Source organism: Streptomyces longwoodensis, from assembly GCF_001514125.1.
Taxonomy (GTDB): Bacteria; Actinomycetota; Actinomycetes; order Streptomycetales; family Streptomycetaceae; genus Streptomyces; species Streptomyces longwoodensis.
The window spans coordinates 55,043-81,533 of record NZ_KQ948564.1; the positions used below are offsets into that span (position 1 = coordinate 55,043).

Consider the following 26,491-nt stretch of genomic DNA (forward strand, 5'->3'; position numbering starts at 1 on the left):
CGCTCCGGCCGTGCGGGGACCGTCCGGGGGTCGTAACATTGCGTCCATGGCGCGGTCACCATGCGTTCCGTCTGTGAGCCACCGCACGCACCCGGTGGGTCTCGCTGTGGTAACCCCGGGGAAAACTCGCGGGCCCGTGCTGGTAACGTGAACTGCGGTCCTGGCCGCCCGAGTCGAGCATGCCCGGACCGCAGCCGCTGAGCACGTCCGGTCCTGAATCCCGGATACGGCTGTCTTCCCGCAAGGAACCCTTCGGGGGCGGGGTCTGTGCACAAGCCGTTCGCCGCCCGACAGGTGCCGGCGGACTCCCCAGGGGAGCGGACGTGCCGTGCTCGACACGGTCCCTTCCCGACCCTGCATGAAGAGGCACCTACGAGGTCGCCGTAGAGGAAGGGATGTCGATGACCGACGCCCACGCGTTCATACCGGCCGCAAAGCCCGTGATCGACGAGGCGGAGATCGAGGCCGCCGTGCGCGTCCTGCGCAGCGGAAGGGTCGTCCAGGGCCCGGAGGTCGCCGCCTTCGAGGAGGAGTTCTCGGAGCTGGTCGAGGGACGCCACTGCGTGGCCGTCAACTCCGGCACCTCCGCGCTGCACCTGACCCTGCTGGGCCTGGGCATCGGCCCCGGTGACGAGGTCATCGTCCCGTCCTTCTCCTTCGCCGCCTCCGCCAACGCGGTCCGGCTGGTCGGCGCCGACGTCGTCTTCGTGGACATCGAGGCCGACTCGTACTGCCTGGACCCGGCCGCCGTGGAGGCCGCCATCACGCCGCGCACCGCGGCGATCATGCCGGTCCACCTGTACGGCCACCCGGCCGCGATGGACCGCATCATGGCGATCGCGCAGCAGCACGACCTCGCCGTCGTGGAGGACGCCTGCCAGGCGCACGCGGCCGCGCTGAACGGCACCCCGGTCGGCGCGTTCGGCGCCGCGGGCACCTTCAGTTTCTACCCGACCAAGAACATGCACAGCCTCGAGGGCGGCATGGTCACCACGGCCGACGCCCAGCTCGCCCGCACCCTGCGCCTGCTGCGCAACCAGGGCATGGAGCAGCGCTACGCCAACGAGATCGTCGGCGCCAACGTCCGCATGACCGACGTGTCCGCCGCCGTCGGCCGGGTGCAGCTGACCAAGCTGGCCGGCTGGACCGAGCAGCGCAACGCCAACGCGGCCTACCTCACCGAGCACATCTCCGCGGCGAACGTGGTCACGCCCACGATCGCCGAGGGTGCCCGGCACATCTTCCACCAGTACACGGTGCGCATCCTCGGCGACCGCGACGCCGCCATGGCGAAGCTCACCGAGGCGGGCGTCGGCAACGCGGTGTACTACCCGACGCCGATCCACCGGCTGAAGCCGTACTGGGAGCCGGACCAGAAGGCCGGCCGCACCTGGGACCTGCCCGAGACCGAGCGCGCCGCCGCCGAGGTCGTGTCCCTCCCGGTCCACCCCGCCCTGAGCCGCGAGGACCTGGACCGCATCGTCACCGCCGTGAACGCCCTGGGGGAGCAGCTGTGACCACCAAGCCGCTGCGGGCCGGCCTCGTCGGCCTGGGATCGATGGGCCGGCACCACGCCCGTGTCCTCGCCGGTCTGGAGGGCGTCGACTTCGTCGGCGTCGTCGACCCGTTCGGTGACAAGTACGGCGCCGCGCAGGGCGCGCCCGTGCTGAGCACCGTCGAGGAGCTCATCGCGCTCGGCATCGACTACGCGGTCGTGGCCTGCCCCACCGCGCTGCACGAGGAGGTCGGCCTCCAGCTCGCCGAGGCCGGCGTGTGCGCGCTGGTGGAGAAGCCGGTCGCCGACACCGTCGAGGGTGCGCGCCGGCTCGTGCAGGCGTTCGAGTCCCGCGGTCTGGTGGCCGGCGTCGGCCACATCGAGCGGTGCAACCCGGCGCTGCGTTCGCTGCGCGCCCGCCTGGAGGCCGGCGAACTGGGCGACGTCTACCAGGTCGTCACCCGTCGTCAGGGCCCGTTCCCGCACCGCATCGCGGACGTCGGCGTGGTCAAGGACCTCGCCACCCACGACATCGACCTCACCGGATGGGTGACGGGCCGCCAGTACGTGTCGATCGCCGCCCACACCGTCTCCAAGAGCGGCCGCGAGCACGAGGACATGGTCTCCGCGGTCGGCCGCCTGGACGACGGCACGATGGTCAACCACCTGGTCAACTGGCTGAGCCCGCTCAAGGAGCGGTTCACCTCGGTGACCGGCGAGCGCGGCTGCTTCATCGCTGACACCCTCACGGCCGACCTCACGTTCCACTCCAACGCGGCCGTCGCGACCGAGTGGGAAGCCCTCCGGGCGTTCCGGGGCGTCTCCGAAGGTGACATGATTCGGTACGCCATACCGAAGCGGGAGCCGCTCCAGGTCGAGCACGAACTGTTCCGGGACGCCGTGCTCGGCAAGCCCGCCGACATCTGTACCCTCCGCCAGGGCATGCGGACGGTCGAGGTGGCGGCGGCGGTGCTCGAGTCGGCGATGGGCCTGAGGAGTGTCAGCCTTCAGCCGGAGGACCTGTCGACCAGTGGTACCTGAGATTCACCCGTCGACGGAGCGGCCCGCGCACACCCGCGCTGTGCCGCTCCTCGGCAGCGGGCACGGGGGCTCGCTGACCGGTTCACCGGGCAGCATCAGACGGGCGGGGACCCATGACTAGGGCCCGCTTCCGGCACCTCGCGTCCGAGCGCTCCACCCCCACGCGAGTCCTTCCCCTCACCGCCCGGCCACGGACCGGCCGTCGGCGACCAGGAGCCGGAATATGAGTGCCGTTCCCGACGTCAGTGTGATCGTCGCTGTCTACAACACCATGCCCTACCTGACGGAGTGCCTGAACTCCCTGGTGGGGCAGAGCATCGGCCGCGACCGGCTGGAGATCGTCGCGGTCGACGACGGCTCCACCGACGACAGCGGCCGCGAACTCGACCGGTTCGCCGAGCGCTACCCGGACACCGTCAAGGTGATCCACCAGGCCAACTCCGGCGGCCCCGCCGCGCCCAGCAACCGGGCGCTGGAGATCGCCACCGGGCGGTACGTGTACTTCATCGGCTCCGACGACTACCTCGGCGAGGAAGCCCTGGAGCGCATGGTGACCGAGGCCGACCGGCGCGGCGCGGATGTCGTCGTCGGCCGGATGGTCGGCACCAACGGGCGCTACGTGCACCAGGCGCTGTACAAGGACGGCAACCGGGACGTCACCCTGGACGACTCCGCGCTGCCGTTCACCCTGGCCAACACCAAGCTGTTCCGCCGCGAACTCGTCGAGAAGCACAAGCTGCGCTTCCCCGAGCACCTGCCGGTGGGCAGCGACCAGCCGTTCACCATCGAGGCGTGCGTGCGCGCGCGGAAGATCTCCGTCGTCGCCGACTACGTCTGCTACTACGCCGTCAAGCGCGGCGACGCCAGCAACATCACCTACCGCGCCGACCACCTGTCCCGGCTGCGCTGCACCGCCGAGATCATGGAGTTCACGGCCTCCCTGGTCGAGGCGGGCCCGACCCGGGACTCCGTGCTGCGCCGGCACTTCACCTGGGAGCTGGCCAAGCTCGTACAGGACGACTTCCCGGGCCTGGAGCGCTCGCTGCGCGAGGACCTCTGCGCCGGCATCGCCAAGCTCGCGGGCGCCTACTTCACCGACGGCATCCGTGACGCCATGGACGTCAAGCGCCGGGTGCGCATCGCGCTCGCCCAGGCCGGCGCCGTCGACGAGCTGACCGAGGCCATCAGCGCCGAACGCGACGGGCGCACACCGCCGTTGCTCCTCGACGCCGACGGCGCGTACGTCCGCTGGCCCGGCTTCCGCGACCCGCGCCTGGGGCTGCCCGACCGCACCTTCGCCGTCCTCGGCGAGTCGGTCGCCGCGCACCTCGCGCAGGGCACCGACCTGCTGGCGTCCGCCTGGGAGCAGCCGGGCGACGACCTGCTGTACACCGCGTCCGTGCGGGTCCCCGTCGTCGGCGACGTCCGGGGCGCCACCCTGCGGCTCGTGCAGGGCGCCATGCCCAAGTCGGCCGACAAGCCCGGCGCCCGCCGCGTGCCCGCCGGGCGTGAACTGCCCGCCCCGGTCGGCGAGGTCACCGCAGAGCCGGCCGAGGACGGCACCGCCACGGTGCTGCGCGCCCGCGTCCCGCTGGAACGCCGTACCGTGAAGCTGGGCGTGCGCGTCTACCTGGACGTCGCCGGGTCGACGTACGAGATCCCGGTGCGCGGCACCGGCAAGCCGATGCCGCTGGCCCGCCGCTGGGGCCGCGAGGAGGACCCGTACCGCGCGTCCGCCCTCGTCAACGACAAGGGCCGGGTGGTGGTGCACACGGCCCGGATGCACACGCCGAGGCACACCCTGGCGTTCGAGGCCCTGCGGGGCTTCGCGGGGAAGCTGAGGCGGAAGCTGAAGTCCACGCTGAAGCGCGCGCTCAGGCCCGTGCTGAAGACCAAGCAGAAGTCCCGTAGGAAGTAGCCACTGTCCATGAACATCTGTGTAGTAGCGCTCGGCAAGATCGGGCTTCCGCTGGCCGTGCAGTTCGCGTCGAAGGGCCACAAGGTCATCGGCGCCGACGTCAACGAGAAGGTCGTCGAGCTGGTCAACGCCGGTGTCGAGCCCTTCCCCGGCGAGCACGACCTGGACGTCAAGCTCAAGCAGGCCGTCGACGCCGGCCTGCTGAGCGCCACCACGGACACCGCGTCCGCGGTCGCGCAGTCCGAGGCCGTCGTCGTGGTCGTCCCGCTGTTCGTGGACGCCGAGGGCGTGCCGGACTTCGGCTGGATGGACTCCGCGACCAAGGCGATCGCCCAGGGCCTCAAGCCCGGCACGCTGGTGTCGTACGAGACGACGCTGCCCGTCGGCACCACCCGCACCCGCTGGGCGCCGATGCTCGCCGAGGGCTCCGGCCTGACCGCCGGCGAGGACTTCCACCTGGTGTTCTCCCCGGAGCGCGTGCTGACCGGCCGGGTCTTCGCCGACCTGCGCCGCTACCCCAAGCTCGTCGGCGGCATCGACGAGGCGTCGACGCAGCGCGGTGTGGCGTTCTACGAGCAGGTCCTCGACTTCGACGAGCGCGGCGACCTGCCCCAGCCCAACGGCGTGTGGGACCTGGGCACCGCTGAGGCGTCCGAGCTGGCCAAGCTCGCCGAGACCACCTACCGGGACGTCAACATCGGCCTGGCGAACCAGTTCGCCCGCTTCGCCGACCAGAACGGCATCGACGTCAAGAAGGTCATCGAGGCCTGCAACTCGCAGCCCTACAGCCACATCCACCAGCCGGGCATCGCCGTCGGCGGCCACTGCATCCCGATCTACCCGCGGATGTACCTGTGGAACGACCCGTCGGCCACCGTGGTGCGCTCCGCCCGCGAGGCGAACGCCGCGATGCCGGAGTACGCCGTGGACCTGCTGGCCGCCGCCTACGGCGACCTGACCGGCGTCAACGTGCTGGTGCTGGGCGCCGCCTACCGCGGCGGGGTCAAGGAGACGGCCTTCTCGGGCGTGTTCCCGACCGTCGAGGCGCTCCGGGCGCGCGGTGCCCAGCCGTACGTCTCCGACCCGATGTACACGGCCGAGGAGCTGGCCGCGCACGGGCTGACCCCGCACCAGGGCGAGACGGTCACGGCCGCCATCCTCCAGGCCGACCACGCCGAGTACCGCACGCTGACCCCGGCCGACCTGCCGGACGTCACGGTCCTCGTCGACGGCCGCCGCACCACCGACCCGGAGGCCTGGAAGGGCGTCCGCCGGGTCGTCATCGGCGGCTGACCCCCGAAGAGTCACGCAGTGGCCCCGCCCCGCACCCCGGGGCGGGGCCCTTGTGCAGGAAGGTTTCCCATGACCTGGCTGATCACGGGCGGCGCCGGATTCATCGGCTCCCACGTGGTGAAGGCGATGCAGGACGCCGGTGAGCGCGTCGTCGTCCTCGACGACCTGAGCACCGGACGCGCCGAACGGCTCCCGGACGGCGTGCCGTTGGAGGTCGGCACCGTGCTCGACCGCGACACGGTGGCCCGGGTGCTGCGCGCGCACGCGGTGACCGGCGTGGTGCACATCGCGGGCAAGAAGCAGGTCGCCGAGTCCGTCGAGCGACCGCTGTACTACTACCGCGAGAACGTCGAGGGCCTGCGCGTCCTGCTCGACGCGGCCGTCGAGGCCGGCGTGGACCGCTTCCTGTTCTCCTCGTCCGCCGCCGTCTACGGCATGCCCGACGTCGACCTCGTCACCGAGGAGACGCCGTGCGCGCCCATCAACCCCTACGGCGAGACGAAGCTCGCGGGGGAGTGGCTGGTGTCGGCGGTGGGCGCCCGGCACGGCATGGCGACCGCGTCGCTGCGCTACTTCAACGTGGCGGGCGCCGCGACCCCCGAGCTCGGCGACGACGGGGTCTTCAACCTGGTCCCCATGGTCTTCGAGCGGCTGGACGCGGGCGAGGCGCCGTGGATCTTCGGCGACGACTACCCCACGCCCGACGGCACCTGCGTGCGGGACTACATCCACGTCGAGGACATCGCCTCCGCGCACGTGGCCGCCGCGCGCCGGCTGGCCGCCGACCCGGGGGCCCGGCTGGTCCTCAACATCGGCCGCGGCGAGGGCGTCTCGGTCGCCGAGATGGTCGGTCTCGTCCAGGAGGTCGCGGGCCGTACGGACGTCCGGCCGAAGGTGGCCGAGCGGCGGCCCGGCGATCCGGCGCGCGTGGTGGCCTCGGCGGACCGCATCCGCGCGGAGCTGGGCTGGAGCGCCGAACGCGGCGTGCGCGAGATGGTCGAGTCGGCGTGGGCCGGGTGGCGACTGCGCCACCCGTGAGACCCGCCAGGTGCCCGGCCGAACGACTGAGGCCCCCCGGAGGAGTCCGGGGGGCCTCAGTCATGTGCACGGTCGCTCGCCGGAGCTACTTCCGGCCGAGGTCCTCGCCCAGGAACAGCTCCTCGAAGTGCTTCTGCACCACCGGCCAGTCCCACACGGTCAGCGCGTGCTGGGTGGCCAGCTCGCCCGCCGCGCGCCAGGCCTCCTCGGTGGCCGTCGTCTTCAGGATCCGCTCGGCCGCCTCCTGCGGGGACCCCACGACCCAGCCCTCCGGGTAGAGGGTGCGGGCGCTGTTCGGCTTGCCCGCGTAGAACGGCCAGTCGCGCACCACCGGGACGGCACCGCTGGCCGCCCCCTCCATCAGACCGACGTGGCAGCCCTCACGCACCGAGGAGCTGAGGATCGTACCGATGTCGACGAGCTTGCCCGGCACGTCGTCCGTCGGGCCGAGGCGGACCACCGCGCCGGACTCCTCCAGCGGCTGGAGCATCTGCTCGAACTCGCGCAGGTAGTCCCGGGTGGCCTTGCTGGTCCTGCGGTCCATGTCGCCGCCGACCAGCAGCAGCCGGTAGCGGTCGTCGTGCTTGCGGACCCGCTGCAGGACGTCGATGGCCCACTTGGGGTCCTTGGCGACCTGGCTGATGCCGACCAGACCGAGGTTGAAGCGCGCCTCGGGCGACTTGGGCCGGTCGAAGCCCGCCAGGTCCATCGCGTTGTCGAGGACGTGGAAGCGCGGGGCGTGCTCGCCGCGCAGCATCGGCACCAGCGACGTGGTCAGGTCCTTCACGTGCGGGGCGACGAACACCAGGTCGTCGACGCGCGAGAAGTCCGTCATGTGCGGCCAGCGGGTGAACGCCTCGTAGCTGTGCAGGCGCACCACGACACGGGTGGTGCCCGGGTCGATCGTGGTCAGCATGCCGGCGGGGCCCGCCGCCCACTCCAGGAACACCGTGTCGGCCCAGTCGAGGTGGGGCCGCATCAGGCGCTCCACCTCCTCGTGGTAGTCGCTCTCCCCGTCGGTCAGCCGGTCCTGCAGCATCCGCGGCGCGGCCCAGGAGATGCGCTTGAGGTGCTTGTTGGCGGCCAGGTCCAGGTAGCGCAGCTCGACGCCCGGGTGGTCGCCGAAGTGCTCCTTGATCAGGTGCAGGAAGTTGTCGTTGGCGCTGGTGGTGACCAGCAGCCGCAGCGGGCGGTCGGTCGGCGCGGGCGCCGCCGGTGCCCTGCGGCCGCGCGGCCGGCTCAGGGCCTGCATCGCCGTCGAGCGGTACAGCGGGGCGACGAAGCCCTGCGCGTCCCTCGCCAGCGGGCTGGAGAGCTGGTCGATGTGCAGCACTCGGTGGAAGTCCAGGAACAGCGCCCGGTTCAGCGCCTCCGCGGCCTCCTTGACGTGGCCCTTGGCGAACTCGGCGTCGGCGAGCGCCAGTCGGGCCGCCACCGCCTTCTCGATGCCGCGCGGGCTGATGCCCTTGCCGATCTCCTGCATCGCGGCCTCGTCGTAGAGGTCGGCCTTGAGCTTGAGGTCGGGGATCTTCGCGGCGGCGTCGGCCAGGGTCAGCGCCGCACCGCTGGTGCGGCCCGCCCAGCGCATGCCCTCGGCGACGTAACGCGAGGTCGCGGCGCGCACCTTGGTCGGCATGCCGGGCGCGGTGACGGCGGAGCGCCACAGCCGGGCACCGACGCCGGAGCGCATCACCGGGCGGGGGGTCGCGGCGCGGACGATCTGCGCGGGCAGGTGGTCCACGGTCCGCTTCACGTCACGGGTGATGGCGTGCAGCGGCGGCAGCACGGAGCCGCGGGCACCGGCGGTACCGCCCTGCGCCTTCAGCTCCTCGACGGCCTTCAGCGCGGGCGCCAGGCCGAACCGGGCGGGCGCGGCGCGGTTGAACTCCGCGAGCCGCCACACCGTGTACACGGCGCCCGGGTCGAGCGCGACGAGGACGTCCGCCTTGCGGGCGCGCGAGCGCAGCCAGGAGTCGCGCCCCGCCTGCATCCACACGCGCAGGCCCGCCGGGGACTTGCTGGCCCGGCGGCGCAGCGCCTGGCTGCGGTGCTTGAGGTTGCGCGGCAGCTGGTGCAGTTCGGCCAGCTCGCTCTCGGCGAGCTGCTCCGGTACGCCCTCGGCGTCCATGGGGAACGTGCCCGCGAGGCGGACCCGCGCACCGAGCGCGTTGAACTTGCGCACCGAGTCGGCCAGGACGCCGTACTGCGGCCAGGTGGAGGCGACGAGCAGGACTTCGGTCACTTGGCGAGCTCCTCGACGAGGTTCTTCACGGCGACGGACATCAGCGCCTCGCGAGTGAACTGGTTGGCGTGGGCCATCGCTTCGGCGTGCTCCTCGTCGGTCGTCTCGACGGCCATGTGGGCGGCCCGGATGAACGACTCGGTCAGCCCCTCGACGTCGAGGCCGGGCGCGCCGGTCCACAGCGGGTGGCCGCGCAGCACGTTCGAGGCGTCGTGCTCGACGGCGTGCGCCGAGACGATGGGCAGGCCGGTCGCCATGTACTCGTAGACCTTGCCGGAGGTGACGTACCGTCCGCCGATGAGGATCAGCACCATGGCGTCCCAGCCGGCGTAGATCGAGGCCACCTCGGCCTTGGCGGCGGGGCCGCCGAAGAAGACGCCGTCGGCCTCGGCCTCCTTGAGGACCTCGGCGTGCCGGTTCGCGCCCCGGTTGGCGCCGTTGCCGATGTGGCCGCGCAGCTCGAAGCGCGCGTGGGCCAGCAGGGGCTCCTTCTCGCGGGCCGCCCGCCAGGCGTTCAGCACCGTCTCCAGGTGCGGGATGGAGAAGTTGACCGTGCCGAGGTAGCCGAAGACCAGGCCCTTGTCCGGGTCGGCGTTGTGCACCCGGCCCGGGGAGCTGTCCGCGTCGTAGCCGTTGCGCACCACGTGCACGCGGTCGGCGAACTCCGGGTAGCGGGTCCGGTAGTGCTCGGCGATCGGGTCGTTGACGACCCACAGGGAGACGGCCTGGTCGAGGACCTTCTTCTCCCAGCGGCCCTCCTCGGAGTCGCGGGCGAAGGCCTCGACGCCGTCGATGACGTCGATGGACCAGCCGTCGCGGAAGTCGACGGCGTAGGGCACGCGTTCGTCCTCCCACAGCTTCCAGGCCGCGGCGAGGTTCACGTACGGCACGCAGCTGGCGAGCACCAGGTCGGCCGTCTTCTCCCGGTGGATCTTCGCGACGGCCTGCTCCAGGTCGGAGCGCCACTCGCCGAAGTTCGGCTCGGGGAACGTCTTCGTCTGGCGGCGGCGCAGCGAGGCGACCCAGCCGTTGGGGTTGAGGGCGCGGGCCTCGTCGTAGAGGCGGAGGTCCGTCTCCAGGTCCTCACGGGCCAGGGGCAGTTCGACGATCTCGACGCGCGGGTCGACCGCGTCCAGCAGGGAGAGGTCGATGCCGGAGTCGAGCTCCCAGGACTCCCGGGCGATGTTGACCACCGTGACGTCCCAGCCGACCTTCACGAACTGGTTGGCGGTCTCGCGCATGCGGTAGGTGGAGCTCTTCGCGGCGGGCGGGAACCCGATGGCGAGGTAGATGACGTGCGGCCGCCTGCCTTCCGCGGGCGGGCCGGACGGGGACGGGGGAGACGATGCCATAGCTGTCGACGCTAGCACGGTGACGTGCGCGGGAACCGGTTACGGACGGCCGCCCGGTGTCCGGGCGGCCGAGGGGTCCGGCGGACCGCGTCACGCGTGCCGGCGGCCCTCCTTCCACTCCTCCATGAGGCGTACGACGTTCTCGGCGGCCCTGCCGTCGCCGTACGGGGTGCCGGGGTCGCCGGCGGGCACGGGACGGGTCACGGTCGCGGCCAGTTCGTCCGGCGCGAGCGTGTGCGGGTCCGGGACGAGCACGTTCCACCCGGTGTCGACGGTCTCCACCCACTCGGTCTCCGGGCGGATGGTGGTGCAGATGCGCTCCAGCAGGAAGGCCTCCTTCTGGAGGCCGCCCGAGTCGGTGACCACGCCGACGGAGGCGAGGACGGCGGCGACCAGGCTCGCGTACGGCAGCGGACGGCCGACGTGGATGTTGCCCTGGGCCAGGTCGATGCCGTGCGCCTCGGCGCGGGAGACCAGCCGGGGGTGGGCGGCGAGCGCCACCGGCACCGGCAGCTTGGCCAGCGAGCCGAGGATCGCCGACAGCCGCTCGGGGTCGTCGGTGTTGTCCGGGCGGTGCAGGGTCGCCAGCAGGAACGGCTCGGCGGGGTCGATGCCCTCGGGCAGCTCGGGCGCCGGGAACTCGCCGGCCCGGACCTGGTCGCGGATGCGCAGGCAGATGTCGACCATCACGTCACCGGCCAGCCGGGCGCGGTCCGCCAGGCCCTCCGCCGCGAGGTGGCGCATGGCCTCCTCGGTCGGGGCCAGCAGCAGGTCGGCGCAGTGGTCGGTGAGGACGCGGTTGTGCTCCTCCGGCATGCGCCGGTTGAAGGAGCGCAGGCCGGCCTCCAGGTGGGCGACCGGCAGGTGCATCTTCACGGCGGACAGCGCGCCGGCGATGGTGGAGTTGGTGTCGCCGTAGACGAGGACCCAGTCGGGCTGCTCGCGGTCCAGCACCGGGTCGAGCGCGGAGAGCACCGAGCCGGTCTGCACGCCGTGGCTGCCGGAGCCGACGCCGAGGTGGACGTCGGGGTCCGGGATGCCGAGGCCGGAGAAGAAGACGTCGGAGAGGTCCGCGTCGTAATGCTGCCCGGTGTGCACGATGACGTGCTCGTGCTCAGTCCTGGCGAAGGCCGCGGCGATGGGCGCGAGCTTCACCAGTTGAGGACGGGCCCCGACGATGCTGATGACTTTCACTGAGCACTCTTCTTCTCGGTCGGATCTGTGTCGGCGGATCTGTGTCGGCGGATCTGATCGGCGGATCCGGGTCGCCGGACCTGCGCGGCAGATCTTTGTCGGATCTTTCCGCACGTAATGGTAGGCAACTCACGTGCTGACCAGCCCCGCGGCCGGAGCGGGCGCGGGGCGTCACGACGTGTTCATGCCGTGGTCAGACAGCGGGTTCGGGCCCGTACGACCGCCGGATAACGATTGAGTGAACCGGCCGCGCACGCCCACCGAACCACGGATCCCCCTTCTATGGGATGCCCGGGGGGCCCGAATGGTTGCCCTGCGGCCGCGGGCCGCTGCCCGGGGCGCCCCTAAAGCGCGCGCTCGGTGAGGGTGCCGTCCTTCTCGTCGTACAGGGCGCCGGTCTGCGGGCACTCCCACACGCCCGGCTCGGCGTCCTTCTCCACGAGGCGCACGCCCGCGCGCCCGACCCAGCCGACCTGCCGCGCGGGCACGCCCACGACGAGCGCGAAGTCGGGCACGTCCTTGGTGACGACGGCGCCTGCGGCGACCATCGCCCAGCGGCCGATGGTGAGCGGCGCCACGCACACCGAGCGCGCCCCGATCGAGGCGCCGTCGGCGATGCGCACCCCGACGGCCTCCCAGTCGCCGCCGCGCTTCTGCTTGCCCTCGGGGTCCACCGAGCGCGGGTTGTGGTCGTTGGTGAGCACCACGGCCGGGCCGACGAACACGCCGTCGCCGAGCTCGGCCGGCTCGTAGACCAGCGCGTAGTTCTGCAGCTTGCAGTTGTCGCCCATGCGCACGCCCGAGCCGACGTAGGCGCCCCGGCCGACCACGCAGCCCTCGCCGAGCCGGGCGCCCTCGCGGATCTGTGCGAGATCCCACACGCTGCTGCCCGCACCGATCTCGGCGCTCTCGTCGACCTGCGCACTGGGCTGGACCCTGTAGTTCACTTCTCCGCCTTCCGCTCTTCGGCCTCGCCCGGCGAGCATACGGCGAAGGGGCGGTCCGGCCGTCACACGGCGGCCGCGGGGGTGCGGGGCCCCGACGAAGCGGTCGTTTCGTGTACGTGCTGTGTGCATGCTGTGGCCAAACGTGATTCATGTCATGTCCCTGGAAATCGCAGCGGGTATTGCATGTGCACTTCACGCAAAGCGATGATCCCTTGACCATTTTTTGGATCTCTTTATCTACGGGGCGTGTGTGTCAAGGGTGGGGAAAGGGGGGCGGCTCTGTGCTGCCCTCGCGATGACCGGAGTACTGCTGTCCTGGGGGGTCGGGAACGGCGGTTCGCCCGCCGCGGCCGCCGTCGCCTGTCCCTCGGGCGTCGACTCGGACTTCAACGGTGACGGCGCACGGGACACCGTGATCGCCGACCCCGAGGCGACCGTCGACGGGGTCGCCAGGGCCGGGGCCATCAACGTCGTGTACGGCGGCGGCAAGGGGACGGTGACGCTCACTCAGGCGCTCGACGCGATCCCCGGCGTCCCCGAGACGGGCGACCGCTACGGCTTCGCGCTGGCGGTCTACGACGCGGACCTCGACGGCTGCAGCGACCTCGCGGTCGGCGAGCCGTACGAGGACATCGGCACGAACGTCGACTCCGGCGCCGTGCACCTGATCTACGGGTCCCCGAGCGGGATCAACGCCGGCAAGCCGGTCAAGGAGTTCTACCAGGGCACCGACAAGCCGCTCGGCGGCGGTGCCGAGGCCGACGACTGGGTCGGTTACGCCGTCGCAGCCGGGAAGACCGCGGCCGGCCAGCCCTACCTGCTGATCGGCAGCCCCGGCGAGTCCCTCGGCACCATCGAGGACGCCGGCGCCTTCTACTACGTCAGCGGCACCGCCCAGACGGTCACCATGACGGGCCAGGACACCGAGGTCGCCGGCGCCGTCTCCGGCTCAGCCGAACCGGACGACCGCTTCGGCTCGTCCATCGCCGCCACCCCGACCCACTTCGCGGTCGGCACCCCCGGCGAGGCCCTCGGCACCACCACCTTCGCCGGCGGCGTGGGCCTGTTCACCCACGCCCTCACCAACGGCTACCCCAAGCCCATCGGCGGCCTCGGCCAGGACCAGGACACGATCAGCGGCGCCGAGGAGGTCGGCGACCAGTTCGGCGACGCCCTCGCGATGGTCCCGTACCGCCCCGCCGGCGCCACCTCCACCACCGAGTCGCTGCTCGCGGTCGGCGTCCCCGGCGAGGACCTGTCCACCACCGTCGACGCCGGCGCCGTCCAGGTCTTCCGGATCACGGCGAGCGGCAGCTGGTCCGAGGTCGCCTGGATCGACCAGAACAGCGCCGACGTCGACGGCGACGCGGAGGCGGGCGACTTCTTCGGCAAGCGGCTCGCCGCCGTCAACACCTCGCCGAGCGCCACCTCCACGGCCACCACCACCCGTCTCGCCATCGGCGTCCCCGGCGAGGAGTCGTCCGAGGAGCACGCCGACAAGGGCGGCGTCCTCGTCGTCCCGATGGTCGGCGCGGCCGGCGGCTCCGACCAGTGGATCGACCCCGGCTACGGCATCCCCGGCACACCCGCCCCGCGCCAGCTGGCCGGCCTGTCCCTGGCCGCGACCCCCTCGCTGCTCTACGTCGGCATGCCCTACGGCCCCGCCGAGGGCCACGCGGTGCACGGCTTCCCCTGGAACGTGGCCTCCGGCGGCGCCCCGACCGTGACGTACCAGCCCGGCACGGGCGGCATCCCGGCCGGCGACGTCGCCTTCGGCGCGGCCGCCCGGTGACGGCCCGGCCCCGCCGGACGTCCCGCCGGAGCACGGCCTCCGGCCCGAACCCCTTCACAGACTTGACGCAACTGGAGCGTGGACGCGTGTCCGCAGACAGACACACACCGATGCGGCGAGGCGTGCTCCGGCGCGCCGCCGTGGCGGCCGCCGTCGCCGGCGCGGTGGCGGCCGGGGGCCTGGCCGTCCTCCCGGACGGTGGCCCGGGGCACGGCCCGGCGCCCGTCGCCGCCGACCAGCCCGTGGTGACCGAGCAGCAGGCCCTCGCCCGGGCCAAGGACAGCGGGAAGAAGACCGAGGTCGTCGGCCTGCGCACCGAGCGGCGCGAGATCTTCGCCGAACCCGACGGCACCTTCACCGCCCGCGAGTACACCGAGCCCGTGCGCACCGTCCAGGGCGGCAAGTGGGTCCCGATCGACCCGACCCTGGTCCGGCGGGCCGACGGCGGCTGGAGCCCGAAGGCCGCCACCGTCGACCTGGCCTTCTCCGCCGGACAGGCCGGCCGGCCGTTCGTCACGATGCAGCGCGCGGGCCGCGAGTTCGCCCTGACCTGGCCCTACGGCAAGCTGCCCGCCCCGCGCGTCGAGGGGGAGACGGCCACCTACGTCGACGCCCTGCCCGGCGTGGACCTCACCGTGCGCGCCGAGACCGACGGCTTCGGCCACCTGCTGGTCGTCAAGACGCCCGAGGCGGCGGCCGACCCGCGGCTGGCCGCCCTGGACCTGGGCCTGACCACCGACGGCCTGAAGGTCGCCGAGGACGCCACCGGCGCGATCGTCGCCGAGGACGCGGTCGTCGGCGGCACCGTCTTCGAGGCGGGCAAGCCGGCGATGTGGGACTCGGCGGCGGTCCAGGAGGCCGCGGCGAAGGAGGACGGGCCGAAGGCGGTCGCGCGGGCGGTGAAGTCGGCCGCGGCATCGGCCGACACGGCGGCAGCCACCCCCTCCCCGACCGTCGGCCCCAAGGCCCCGGCCGCATCCAGGGCTCCTCAGGCCTCCAAGACCCCCGAGGCCGCCCTCGAAGGCCCCGGCGGTGGCGGCAAGGTCGCCCCGCTCGACGTCGCGGTCGGCAAGGGCAAGCTGCGGCTCGTCCCCGACCAGAAGCTGCTGCGCGGCAAGGACACCGTCTTCCCGGTCGTCATCGACCCGATCCAGCGCACCACCTCGCGCTCCTCGTGGACCGGCGTGATGTCGGGCATGCCCGGTGAGCAGGACTGGAAGTACTCGGGCAGCGCGGGCGTCGGCAAGTGCCCCACCGACTACAACCCGGTCTCCTGCAACGGCGTCGGCGTGCGCCGCGTGATGTTCACGCTGCCGCTCTCCTTCTACAAGGGCAAGCAGATCCTCGGCGCGACCTTCTCCGCCCGCGTCGAGCACATCTACAGCGCGTCCCCGACCGCCGAGCCCATCCAGCTCTACCGCATCGGCGGCCAGAACTACTCGCTCAGCTCGTCCAGCAGCTGGTCGAACACCTCGGACGACTGGGACGACTACCTCCAGACCGTCGACAAGGCGATCTCCCCGACCTCCTGCTCCAGCCAGCCCAACCTCAACTTCGAGAGCGGCGCGACCGGCGAGCTGACCAGCGAGGTCAAGACGGCCGCGGCCGGCGGTTGGAACTCCATGACGCTGGGCCTGCGCGCGGCGGACGAGTCCCGGTTCGCCGAGTGGAAGCGGATCTGCGGCAACGCCTTCCTGTCGGTCAAGTACAACAATCTGCCGCGGCAGATCAAGACGTCGGACATGTCGACCGACCCGGGCGGCGTGTGCAAGTGGGGCTCCGGACGCGCCTACACGGACACCCCGCCCAAGCTGATGGCCATCGCGAGCGACCCGGACCACGGCAACGGCCAGACCGACAAGGTGAAGGTCCAGTTCAAGGTCGAGTGGGGCGGCAGCAGCCCGGGTTCGTACACGTACACCACTCCGGACTGGCTGTCCCCGACGACCGCCACCAAGTTCACGCACACCGTGAAGTCGACGATCCCGCAGAACACCGTCATCTACTGGAGCGCCCGCGCCTACGACGGTGACGGCTACGGCCCGTGGAGCTCGGAGGGTGACACCCCCCAGCGCTGCGAGTTCATGTACGACAAGACGTGGCCGGGCAAGCCGCTGGTCCTGTCGAAGCAGTACCCGTCGGACACCGTCTACCACGACGGCGTGGGCACCTACGGAACCTTCACCTTCTCGCCCAACCCGAACGACTCCGTCCTGGACGCGGACGTCGTCAAGTACACCTACTCCTTCGACGGAGCGGCGCCCCTGCCGCTGAACCCGTCCACCGGTGGCGGTTCGGTCTCGCTGCAGTGGATGCCGACCCGGGCCGGACGCCACGTCCTCGAAGTGGTCGCCATCGACAAGGCCAACCACGCCAGCAGCACGCCCTACGACTTCCTGGTGAGTGAGGGCAAGCCGGTCGTCGCCCAGTGGAACCTCGCCGACCAGGCCGGTGACACCGAAGCGCACGACGAGAGCGGCGAGTTCTCGGCCACGGCCGGCACCAACGTCGCCTTCGGCGTGGACGGCCCCGGCGGCAAGGTCGACAAGGCCGCCCGCTTCGACGGCAGTTCCGGCGCCTACCTGGACGCCAGCGAGACGGTCCTGGACACGTCGAAGAGCTTCAGCGTCAGTGCCTGGGTGCGGCCCACCGCGCTCGACAAGGACATGACGATCGTGAGCCAGGACGGCACCGGCGAGCCCGGCTTCACCCTCGGCTACGACGCGGGCGCCCAGACCTGGAAGTTCGCCGTCCCGGTCAACGACGTCGACTCGCTCGGCGAGTGGAAGGCCGTCTCCACCGGCGTCTCCGTGGTCAAGGACCAGTGGGTGCTGCTGACCGGCGTGTACGACGCCCAGAAGACCGGCGGTCCCCAGCTCCAGCTCTACATCAACAAGGACCTCAAGGGGTCCGCGGCCCGGCGGTCCGCCTGGAAGTCGTACGGCCCGCTGCAGATCGGCCGCACCACGGCCAAGAGCGGCTACCGCGACCACTTCACCGGTGACCTCGCCGAGGTCCGCGTCTTCGACCGCGTCCTGCCCCCGGCCCAGGTCGCCGAGCTGATGACGGTCAAGCCGCTGCGCAAGGGCTACTGGCAGCTCGACAGCGCGAGCAGCGGCTCCTCCGCCGAGACCGGCGGCGGCCAGGCGCTGACCCTCGCGGGCAACGCGGCCATCTACCGCCCGGCCGACCCGCTGTTCGACACCGCCGCCCTGGTGGGCGACGGCAACCTCGTCCTGGACGGCGACGGGGACTACGCGTCCACCGCGACCGCCCCGGTCACCGGCAACACCAGCTTCACGGTCTCGGCCCGCGCCCAGCTCACCTCGCTGGACCCGGAGAAGTCCCAGACCGTGCTGTCGCTGCCGGGCGCCAACGCCAACCGCATCCAGGTCCGCTACCAGGCGGCCACTCAGCAGTGGGAGCTGGCCATCGCGAAGACCGACACGGCCGGCGCGCAGGTCGTCACCTACACCGACGACCAGGAACTGCCCGACACGGGCGGCTCCGGCCAGCACCTGGCGGTCGTCTACGACGCCTTCGCCAACTCGGTGCGGCTGTACGTCGAGGGCCAGCTCGTGGCGGGCGCCTACGGCAAGGACGACACCCTGTGGTCCGCCACCGGCGGCCTGCAGGTGGGCCGTTCGCTGCGCGGGGCCAGCGAGTACTTCGCCGGCGCCGTCGACGAGGTCCGCGTCTACAGCGGTGCCGCCGACCAGATCGCGGTCCAGCAGATGAGCCTGCTGGAGTCCGTCCCCGACATGTGACGGGTGGTCGTCGAGCGTGGCGTGCCGGGTCCTTCGGGCCCGGCACGCCCGTCCGGGGCCCGCTTCGCTTCCCTCAGTTCCCTTCCTCGTCTCCTTCCCATCCATGACGTACTCCTTCTGCAAGGGAGTTGTTCCCGCATGCCATTTCGTGGCCGCTCACTGAGCCGCCGCATGCCCAGACGGACGGTCGTCGCGACAGTGATCGGGCTTTCGCTCGCGCTGTCCGCGTCGTCGGTCCAGGCGTCGGTGCTCGACGACGGCGACCGGGGCCGCACCAGCCGCCCCGGCGTCCAGGACGACGGCGATCCCGCCAAGGGGCGCGACGCCAGGTCGACCTCCCGCCCCTCCGACCCGGCGCACAAGGCCGCGGTCAAGGGGCTCGACAAGGCGGTGTGGCCCCACCGGGGCGGCGCCGACGTGGCCCTCGGGGCCACCACCGAGGCGGGCGGCCTGCCCGTGACGGTCGGCGCGCCCGCCGCGAAGCCGAAGGCCGCCAAGAGCGCGGCCGCCGCGGGCCCCGCAGCCCCCGCGTCCACCGCGCCCGGCAAGGTCCGCGTCGACGTCCTCGACCCGGCCCGCGCGGCCCGGCTCGGCGCCGGCGTCCTGCTCGGCGTGGCCCGCGCCGACGGCGGCACCCGCTCCGGCACGGTCCGCCTCAGCGTGGACTACTCGCGGTTCGCCGAGGGCTTCGGCGGGTCGTACGCCTCCCGGCTCCGGCTCGTCCAGCTCCCCGCGTGCGCGGCCCTCGCCGCGCCCGGCAGCAAGGACTGCCCGCAGCAGCCGACGGTGCTGCCCACGGTCAACGACGTCCGCAAGGGCACCGTCTCCGCCGACGTGACCGCCGCCCCGGCCGCCGCCGAGGGTGTGTCCACCATGGCCGGGACGGCGACCTCGCTCGTCGCGGTCGCGGCCGGCCCGTCCTCCGCGCAGGGCACCTACCAGGCCACGGCGCTGGCGCCCTCCGCGAGCTGGAGCGTCGCCACCTCCTCCGGCGCGTTCAACTGGAACTACCCGCTGCGCTCCGTGCCGACGCCGGGCGGCCTGGTCCCCACCGTGGGCCTCGGCTACTCCTCGCAGTCGGCGGACGGCCGCACCTCCGCGACCAACAACCAGGGCTCGTGGATCGGTGAGGGCTTCTCCTACGACCCGGGCTACGTCGAGCGGCGCTACAAGCCCTGCTCCGACGACGGCCACAGCGGTTCCGGCGAGCAGTGCTGGGCGTTCGACAACGCCACCGTCATGCTCAACGGCTCGGCCGGCGAGCTGGTCAAGGACGACACCACCGGCGAGTGGCACATGTCGTCCGACGACGGCAGCAAGGTCGAGAAGCTGACCGGCGCCACCAACGGCGACAACGACGGCGAGTACTGGCGCATCACCACCTCGGACGGCACCGAGTACTACTTCGGCCAGAACCGCCTGCCGGGCTGGGCCTCGGGCAACGAGGAGACCAACTCCACCTGGACCGCGCCGGTGTTCGGCGACGACTCCGGCGAGCCCTGCTACAACGCCACGTTCACCAGCGCCCACTGCCAGCAGGCCTGGCGCTGGAGCCTGGACTACGTCAAGGACACCCACGGCAACGTGATGTCCTACTTCTACGACCGCGAGACCAACTACTACGCCCTGAACGGCAAGACGGACGTCAACGGCACGGCGTACCACCGCGGCGGCTACCTGAAGCGCATCGACTACGGCCAGCGCGACGGCCAGGCCTACGCCGCCAAGGCGCCGGCCCGGATCGTGTTCAACACCGCCGAACGCTGCCTGCCCGACGCCGACTTCGACTGCGCGGAGAGCAAGCGCACCAAGGCCAACGCCTCCCACTGGCCGGACGTCCCGGTCGACCAGGAGTGCAAGTCCGGCACCAAGTGCACCATGCCCGTGCAGACGTTCTGGACCACCAAGCGGCTGACGTCGGTCGTCACGCAGATGCGCAAGGACGCCACCAGCTACCAGGACGTGGACGCCTGGACCCTCACGCACCTGTTCACCGACAACGGCGACGACTCCAAGACGCTGTGGCTGTCGAAGATCGAGCACGAGGGCCGCGCCGGCACGGCGGTCAAGCTGCCCTCCGTGGACCTGTTCGGCGAGCAGCTCGCCAACCGGGTCGACGCGATCGGCGACAACATCGCGCCGTTCCTCCGCTTCCGCCTGTCGATGGTGCTCAGCGAGACCGGCGCCCAGCTCGACGTCACCTACGCGCCCACCGACTGCACGAAGTCCGCGCTGCCCAAGCCGGGCGAGTCGACCAAGCGCTGCTACCCGGTGAAGTGGGCCCCGCCGGGCTACGTCGACCCGATCACCGACTGGTTCCACAAGTACGTGGTCTCCGCGGTCATCGAGACCGACCGCACCGGCGGCAGCGACTCGATGGTCACGCGCTACGACTACCAGGGCGACGCGGCCTGGCGTAAGGCGAAGCCGGACGGCATCACCGACGCCAAGTACCTGACCTGGGGCGGCTGGCAGGGCTACGGCAAGGTCAAGGTCACCAGCGGCACGTCCGACGTGCAGAAGACCCGGATCGACTACACGTTCATGCAGGGCATGGACGGCGACGCCGACCCGGCCGGCGGCACCCGCTCGGTGACCGTCAAGGACTCCACCGGCGCCGCTTACACGGACGACGAGGAGTTCACCGGCCACCAGCTGGAGGCCGCCACCTACGACGGCGCCAAGCTGATCTCCAAGACGATCGACACCCCTTGGAAGGCGTACACCGCCACCCAGAAGAGCAGTTGGGGCACCACCCGGGCGGCGGTCGTCCGCTCCCAGGTCGGCCGCGGCTTCAGCCTGAAGTCCGACGGGACCTGGCAGGAGACGAAGTCCACCACGACGTACGACGCGGCCAAGGGCGGCCGGGTCACCCAGGTCGAGGACCTCGGTGACGTCGGGTCCGCCAAGGACGACTCCTGCACCCGCACGACCTACGCGGACAACACGGCGAAGAACATCCTCTCGCTGCCGTCCCGGGTCGAGTCGGTCTCGGTGAAGTGCTCCGCCACCCCGGACCGCAAGACCCAGGTCCTGGCGGACGAGCGCACCTCGTACGACAACCTCGCCTTCGGCGCCGCCCCCACCAAGGGCGACGCGACGAAGACCGAGCGCATGACGGCCCACGACGGCACGACCGCGACGTACCAGGTCACCGGCACCACGGCCTACGACACCTACGGCCGCCCGACGTCCCAGAAGGACGCCAAGCTCAACGAGACCAAGACCGGCTACACGGAGACCAACGGCCTGCTGACGCAGACCAAGGTCACCAACGCCCTCGGCCACATCACGACCACCGACTACGCCCCCGCCTGGGGCATGTCTAAGGGCCAGACCGACCCGAACGGCCAGCGCACCGACCTCGCGTACGACGCCCTGGGCCGCCTCACCTCGGTGTGGCTCGCCGACCGCGCCTCGACGCAGACGCCGAGCATCAAGTACGGCTACACCGTCCGCAAGGACAAGGTCACCGCGATCAAGACCGAGAAGGTCGAGAACGACGGCTCCTACGGCGCCGAGTACCAGCTCTACGACAGCCTCCTGCGCCCCCGCCAGATCCAGACCGAGGGTCCTGACGGCACCCGCATGGTCGCGGACACCTGGTACGACGGCACGGGCAACGTCCGCAAGACGAACTCCACGTACAACGCGGCGGGCGCGGCCTCCGACGAACTGCTGCTGGTGAGCAACGGTCAGGTCGGTGCGCAGAGCCTGCTGGAGTACGACGGGGTCGGGCGTTCCACGGCCCAGATCTTCGCCGTGTCCGGCGCCGAGCAGTGGCGCACCACGACCAGCTACGACGGCGAGCTGACCCACGTCGACCCGCCCGTCGGCGGTGTGCCCACCACCACGGTCACCGACGACCAGGGCAACGTCGCGGAGATCCGCCACTACCGCGGCTCCTCGCCCGGCGCGGGTGTGCCGTACGACTCCACCAAGTACACCTACAACACCAAGGGCCTGCTGGAGACGGTCACCGACGCCAAGGGCAACGTGTGGCGGTACGAGTACGACCAGCTGGGCCGCAAGACCAGGAGCATCGACCCGGACGCGGGCACCTCGCGCACGGAGTACGACGAGCTGGACCGGCCCGTCGCCACCTGGGACGGCCGGCAGAAGAAGACCTCGACGGTGTACGACAAGCTCGGCCGCGTCGAGTCCACCTGGCAGGGTGACCCCACTACGGGCACCAAGCTGAGCGAGACCAAGTACGACAAGGCGGGGTGGCTCGGCCAGGCCTACGGCTTCCTGAGCTATACCTCCCCGACGGAGTACTTCGCCACGGCGATCCAGTCGATGGACGAGTTCTACCGTCCGCTGAAGACGGCCTACCAGGTCCCCGCCTCGCAGGGGTCCCTCGCGGGCACCTACGTCTTCTCCACGTCGTACAACCGGGACGGCACGGTCCGCGGCACCACGATGCCGGCCATCGGTGACCTCCCGGCCGAGGCGCTGACCTACACGTACGACGACCTCCAGCGCCCGGTGACGATGACGGGTTCCACGCCGTACGTCACGAACACGACCTACTCCGGCAAGAGCCTCGTGCAGCAGCTGGAGCTGTCCACGGGCAGCGGGAAGAAGGTCTGGCAGACCTACAGCTACGAGAAGGGCACCGACCGGCTGACCCGCTCGGTGGTCGACGTCTACGGCGCGACCGCCCCGGCGAAGGACTCCCGGTACTCCTACGACCAGGCGGGCAACGTCCTGTCCATCGCGGACACGGCGAACTCCGCGGCCCCGGACGTGCAGTGCTTCGCCTACGACGGCAGGCAGCGGCTGGCGGACGCCTGGACCCCGGCTGCCACGGCGGCCACCGCCGCCGGCACCGGTACCCGCGGCTCCACCACCCCGGTGGACGGCACGGGCCCCTCGGCCTGTGACGCCGCCGCCGGTGCGAGCGCCCTCGGCGGTCCGGCCCCGTACTGGAAGTCGTACGAGACCGACGCCATCGGCAACCGCGTCTCGGACACCGTCCACGACACCGGGCTCGACGCGGCAAAGAACATCACCCGCAGCTACGAGTACGGCACGGCGGGCGCCGCGGGCGACGGCCCGCACCAGGTCACCAAGGTCACCGAGAAGACGCCGACCGGTGACCGGCAGTCGACGTACGAGTACGACGACTCCGGCAACACCACCAAGCGGACCATCGGCGGCAACGCCCAGGGCCTGCTGTGGGACGACACCGGCAAGCTCAGCGAGGTCACCGAGGCGAACGGCTCGAAGACCAGCTACGTCTACGACGGCGCCGGCAGCCGGCTCGTCCGCAAGGACCCGACCGGCACGACCGTCTACCTGCCGGGCACCGAGCTGAAGCTGTCGGCGGACGGTACGAAGACCGAGGCCACCCGCTACTACGACTTCGCCGGCCAGTCCGTCGCGGTCCGCACGGCGAACAAGGTCTCCTTCGTCGGGTCCGACCACCACGGAACCGGCGAGGTGGCCATCGACGCGGCCACGGGGGCGATCAGCCAGCGCCGCTACGACCCCTTCGGTGTTGAACGTGGTGCGACGACCGGCGTCTGGCCGGGGCAGAAGGGCTACGTCGGCGGCACGATCGACGCCTCGACCGGCCTGACGCACCTCGGGGCGCGTGAGTACGACGCGGTGATCGGCAAGTTCATCTCGGTCGACCCGATCATCGACGTCACCCAGCCGCAGCAGATCAACGGCTACGCCTACGCGAACAACTCGCCGGTCACCCACGCCGACCCGAGCGGCATGATCATCCCGGAGTGCCGGGAGGGTCTGATCGAGTGCCGGGGCGGCATGCCCGTCACGGACGTCGACCCCGGGGTGCAGAAGGCGCAGCAGGAGACCAGCAAGGCCTCCTCCGAGCTGGCCGGCGCCCAGATGCAGCAGGCCTCCGCCAAGCAGCGCATCAAGTCCGCCGGCAAGGCGCTGGTCAAGATCGCCCGGGACATCCTGGGCGTGGACGCGGCGCTGGACTGCATCTCCAGCGGCGACGTCGGCGCGTGCGGCGAGACCCTGCTCAACATCGCGGGCAGCTTCGCGGGCGGCCTGGCGGGCAAGATCCTCGCCAAGTACGGCGCCCCGTGGAAGTGGGCCAAGGGCATCAAGCTCGCCAAGCGCGTGGCCGGCCTGGTCGGCGACCTGATCGGCGGCGTGAAGGGCCTGTGGAAGGCCAACAAGGCGGTCGGCAAGGCCCGCATGGGCCTGACGAAGGCGACGGAGAAACTGGCCGCGGCCCAGAAGAAGGCAGCGGAGGCCCTCAAGAAGAGGAAGAAGACCGAGGAGGGTGGCGGCGGTTCCTGCCCGATCGGAGGCAAGCACAGCTTCCTGCCGGGCACGAAGGTGCTGCTCGCAGGCGGCAAGACCAAGAAGATCGAGAAGGTCAGGCTCGGCGACAAGGTCGTCGTGACCGACCCGAAGACGGGTGCCACCAAGGTCCGCGAGGTCGTCGGCACGATCGTCACCGAGGACGACAAGCACTTCGTCGACCTGACGATCAAGACGAAGTCCGGCAAAACGGAGTCTCTCGTCTCCACGACGACGCACCCGTTCTGGTCGGACTCCGAGCAGGCCTGGATCGAAGCGGGCGACCTGAAACTGGGCACGGGTCTGCATACGGCGAATGGTGAGCCGGTGGAACTCACCGCAATCCGTGCCTTCGACCGGCGCCAGCGCACGCACGACCTGACGGTCGAGGATGTCCACACGTATTACGTGCAGGCGGCGACTGTTCCGTTGCTGGTGCACAACTGTGGTGAGGACGGCGACTACTTGTATCGTGGAGTGCCTAATGGACACTCCAAGTACGACGATGCTCTGGAAGGGCGCGCAGTGCCTCACGGAGGACATTCGGATCCCGGTCGACATGCAGGTGGCAACACCGACAGTGAATTCACCTCATGGACTCATGACTACGAAGGCGTTGCTCTTGACGCGGCGGAAGAACTGGGTTCAGGGGGCATCGTGATGCGTATTCCTCGATCCAGTGTGCCCGCGGGGAGAGACGTGCAGATCCATGACACCGACTACGAGGTCTATGAGGAGTCGGAGCACGCCCTGCGAGGGGTGATCGAGGGTGCCGAAATCAGTATCGATAGGGGCCCCTGGCGCAGGCCTGGCGGTGCAGGGTGACGGGAGACGATGCCCCTGGGCAAGACTCGGGAGCTGACGCTGGAGGTTGCGTGGACAGGGATCGCCTTCTGCATCTCTTGGCAGGAACGGACGAGGTAAGGACTCTCTCTCGAGGTGCCCTTGCCGCAGGTGCCGCATATCAAATGCAGCAAGATGGTGTACCTGTGCATCGTCTGGTAGGCATCTACGGGAGGCGCGAGCGCATCGCGCAGCGATCGGGTCAGCCGTCCATAGGGTTTGACCGTGCACTCGAAGAACTGCGTACCTTCTCGGGTCCTGAACTCGCGCTGGGATTCATCGATGACCGTGGGCGAGGGGGTTTCTACTTCCAGCTCTTCTTCGACCCGGCGACGATGTCAGTCGTCACGTGCTTCGGTATAAAGCCGTCGACGTCGACGTTGACGCAGGAAGTCGGAGGGAGCTGACGCCGACGTAGCCGTTGGTGACGGCACTGCTGCCTCTACGGGGCCCGGTTTGACCCCTCAAGCCGGGCCCCGTAGCCTTGACCCTCGGCGTGTCGCCTGACGCGTCACATCCCCGTAAACCTCTTCCTCCGGGCAGGCCCCCACGGGTCGGTCCGGAGAGGCTGCCCGTGCGCCGGGCGGCTGGCCTGCGGGGGTGCCGTTCTCCGAGCGAAAGAGAGATCCGCGTGTACGCCATCGTGCGCAGCGGTGGTCGCCAGCACAAGGTTGCTGTCGGCGACATCGTTGAGGTTGACAAGATTTCCACCGCCAAGGTTGGCGACACGGTCGAGCTCTCGACCCTGCTCGTTGTCGACGGCGACGCCGTGACCAGCGACCCGTGGGTGCTGGCCGGCATCAAGGTCCAGGCCGAGGTCGTGGACCACCACAAGGGCCAGAAGATCGACATTCTGCGCTACAAGAACAAGACCGGCTACCGTCGTCGTCAGGGCCACCGCCAGCAGTACACGGCGATCAAGGTCACTGAGATCCCCGCGGCTGCGAAGTAAGGGACTGAGGAGAGATGGCACACAAGAAGGGCGCATCGTCCACCCGGAACGGTCGCGACTCCAACGCCCAGCGGCTCGGCGTGAAGCGCTTCGGCGGTCAGGTCGTGAACGCCGGTGAGATCCTGATCCGCCAGCGCGGCACCCACTTCCACCCGGGCGCCGGTGTCGGCCGCGGCGGCGACGACACGCTGTTCGCGCTGCAGGCCGGTGCGGTGGAGTTCGGTACCCACCGCGGCCGCAAGGTCGTGAACATCGTTCCGGTCGCCTGAGCAGGCTGATCGAAACTCTTCGCGAGGCGGACCTCACTTCCCGGGAGGGAAGGCGGGTCCGCC

The 26,491-nt window shown here is 71.0% G+C and carries 14 protein-coding genes; 10 read left to right on the forward strand and 4 right to left on the reverse strand.

Translation table 11 applies throughout. From position 1 onward, the window contains the following. The first annotated feature begins 401 nt into the window (after positions 1-401). From AQJ30_RS32685 to galE, 5 genes are all read left to right on the forward strand, one after another. On the forward strand, positions 402-1,517 hold the full coding sequence (locus AQJ30_RS32685; protein WP_107119760.1) for a DegT/DnrJ/EryC1/StrS family aminotransferase: 1,116 nt from the start codon (positions 402-404) through the stop codon (positions 1,515-1,517). Continuing rightward, entirely contained in the window at positions 1,514-2,536 is a 1,023-nt protein-coding gene (locus tag AQJ30_RS32690) for a Gfo/Idh/MocA family protein (RefSeq protein ID WP_067241143.1), read from the forward strand. Before AQJ30_RS32685 ends, AQJ30_RS32690 begins: the two co-directional genes overlap by 4 nt. 223 nt (positions 2,537-2,759) lie before the next feature. Beyond that, positions 2,760-4,454, forward strand: coding sequence for a glycosyltransferase family 2 protein (locus tag AQJ30_RS32695; RefSeq protein WP_067241145.1), 1,695 nt, complete (start codon positions 2,760-2,762; stop codon positions 4,452-4,454). 9 nt (positions 4,455-4,463) lie between these two features. Next, positions 4,464-5,747: a nucleotide sugar dehydrogenase gene (locus AQJ30_RS32700; RefSeq protein ID WP_067241147.1), complete on the forward strand. Its 1,284-nt coding sequence runs from the start codon at positions 4,464-4,466 to the stop codon at positions 5,745-5,747. Positions 5,748-5,816: 69 nt separating this feature from the next. Continuing rightward, positions 5,817-6,785: a UDP-glucose 4-epimerase GalE gene (gene galE / locus AQJ30_RS32705; RefSeq protein ID WP_067241149.1), complete on the forward strand. Its 969-nt coding sequence runs from the start codon at positions 5,817-5,819 to the stop codon at positions 6,783-6,785. A gap of 85 nt (positions 6,786-6,870) precedes the next feature. Here galE and AQJ30_RS32710 read toward each other — a convergent pair whose 3' ends face one another. The 4 genes from AQJ30_RS32710 to AQJ30_RS32725 form a co-directional block, all read right to left on the reverse strand. Beyond that, entirely contained in the window at positions 6,871-9,027 is a 2,157-nt protein-coding gene (locus tag AQJ30_RS32710; protein ID WP_067241151.1) for a glycosyltransferase family protein, read from the reverse strand. Next, positions 9,024-10,268 (reverse strand): glycosyltransferase, encoded by a 1,245-nt coding sequence (locus AQJ30_RS32715; RefSeq protein WP_079084464.1) that lies wholly within the window; start codon positions 10,266-10,268, stop codon positions 9,024-9,026. The genes AQJ30_RS32710 and AQJ30_RS32715 overlap by 4 nt, the downstream gene beginning before the upstream one ends. 201 nt (positions 10,269-10,469) lie before the next feature. Continuing rightward, positions 10,470-11,573, reverse strand: coding sequence for a non-hydrolyzing UDP-N-acetylglucosamine 2-epimerase (gene wecB, locus AQJ30_RS32720; protein ID WP_067241154.1), 1,104 nt, complete (start codon positions 11,571-11,573; stop codon positions 10,470-10,472). 344 nt (positions 11,574-11,917) lie between these two features. Further along, a complete protein-coding gene (locus AQJ30_RS32725; RefSeq protein WP_067241156.1) occupies positions 11,918-12,520 on the reverse strand; it encodes an acyltransferase in 603 nt (200 codons plus the stop codon). A 295-nt stretch (positions 12,521-12,815) separates the two neighbouring features. On the opposite strand from AQJ30_RS32725, the gene AQJ30_RS32730 reads away from it, so the two are divergent. The 5 genes from AQJ30_RS32730 (at position 12,816) to rpmA (ending at position 26,428) form a co-directional block, all read left to right on the forward strand. Then, positions 12,816-14,312, forward strand: a complete 1,497-nt coding sequence (locus tag AQJ30_RS32730) for an esterase (protein WP_107119755.1) — start codon at positions 12,816-12,818, stop codon at positions 14,310-14,312. Positions 14,313-14,398: 86 nt separating this feature from the next. Next, positions 14,399-18,079: a LamG domain-containing protein gene (locus tag AQJ30_RS32735; protein ID WP_159052408.1), complete on the forward strand. Its 3,681-nt coding sequence runs from the start codon at positions 14,399-14,401 to the stop codon at positions 18,077-18,079. A 171-nt stretch (positions 18,080-18,250) separates the two neighbouring features. Next, positions 18,251-25,189 carry a polymorphic toxin-type HINT domain-containing protein gene (locus AQJ30_RS32740; RefSeq protein ID WP_079084453.1) on the forward strand — a complete coding sequence of 2,313 codons (6,939 nt, stop codon included), beginning with the start codon at positions 18,251-18,253 and terminating at the stop codon, positions 25,187-25,189. A gap of 649 nt (positions 25,190-25,838) precedes the next feature. Beyond that, on the forward strand, positions 25,839-26,159 hold the full coding sequence (rplU, locus tag AQJ30_RS32750) for a 50S ribosomal protein L21 (protein ID WP_004931419.1): 321 nt from the start codon (positions 25,839-25,841) through the stop codon (positions 26,157-26,159). Positions 26,160-26,173: 14 nt separating this feature from the next. Next, on the forward strand, positions 26,174-26,428 hold the full coding sequence (gene rpmA / locus AQJ30_RS32755; RefSeq protein ID WP_067241160.1) for a 50S ribosomal protein L27: 255 nt from the start codon (positions 26,174-26,176) through the stop codon (positions 26,426-26,428). Positions 26,429-26,491 lie beyond the last annotated feature (63 nt).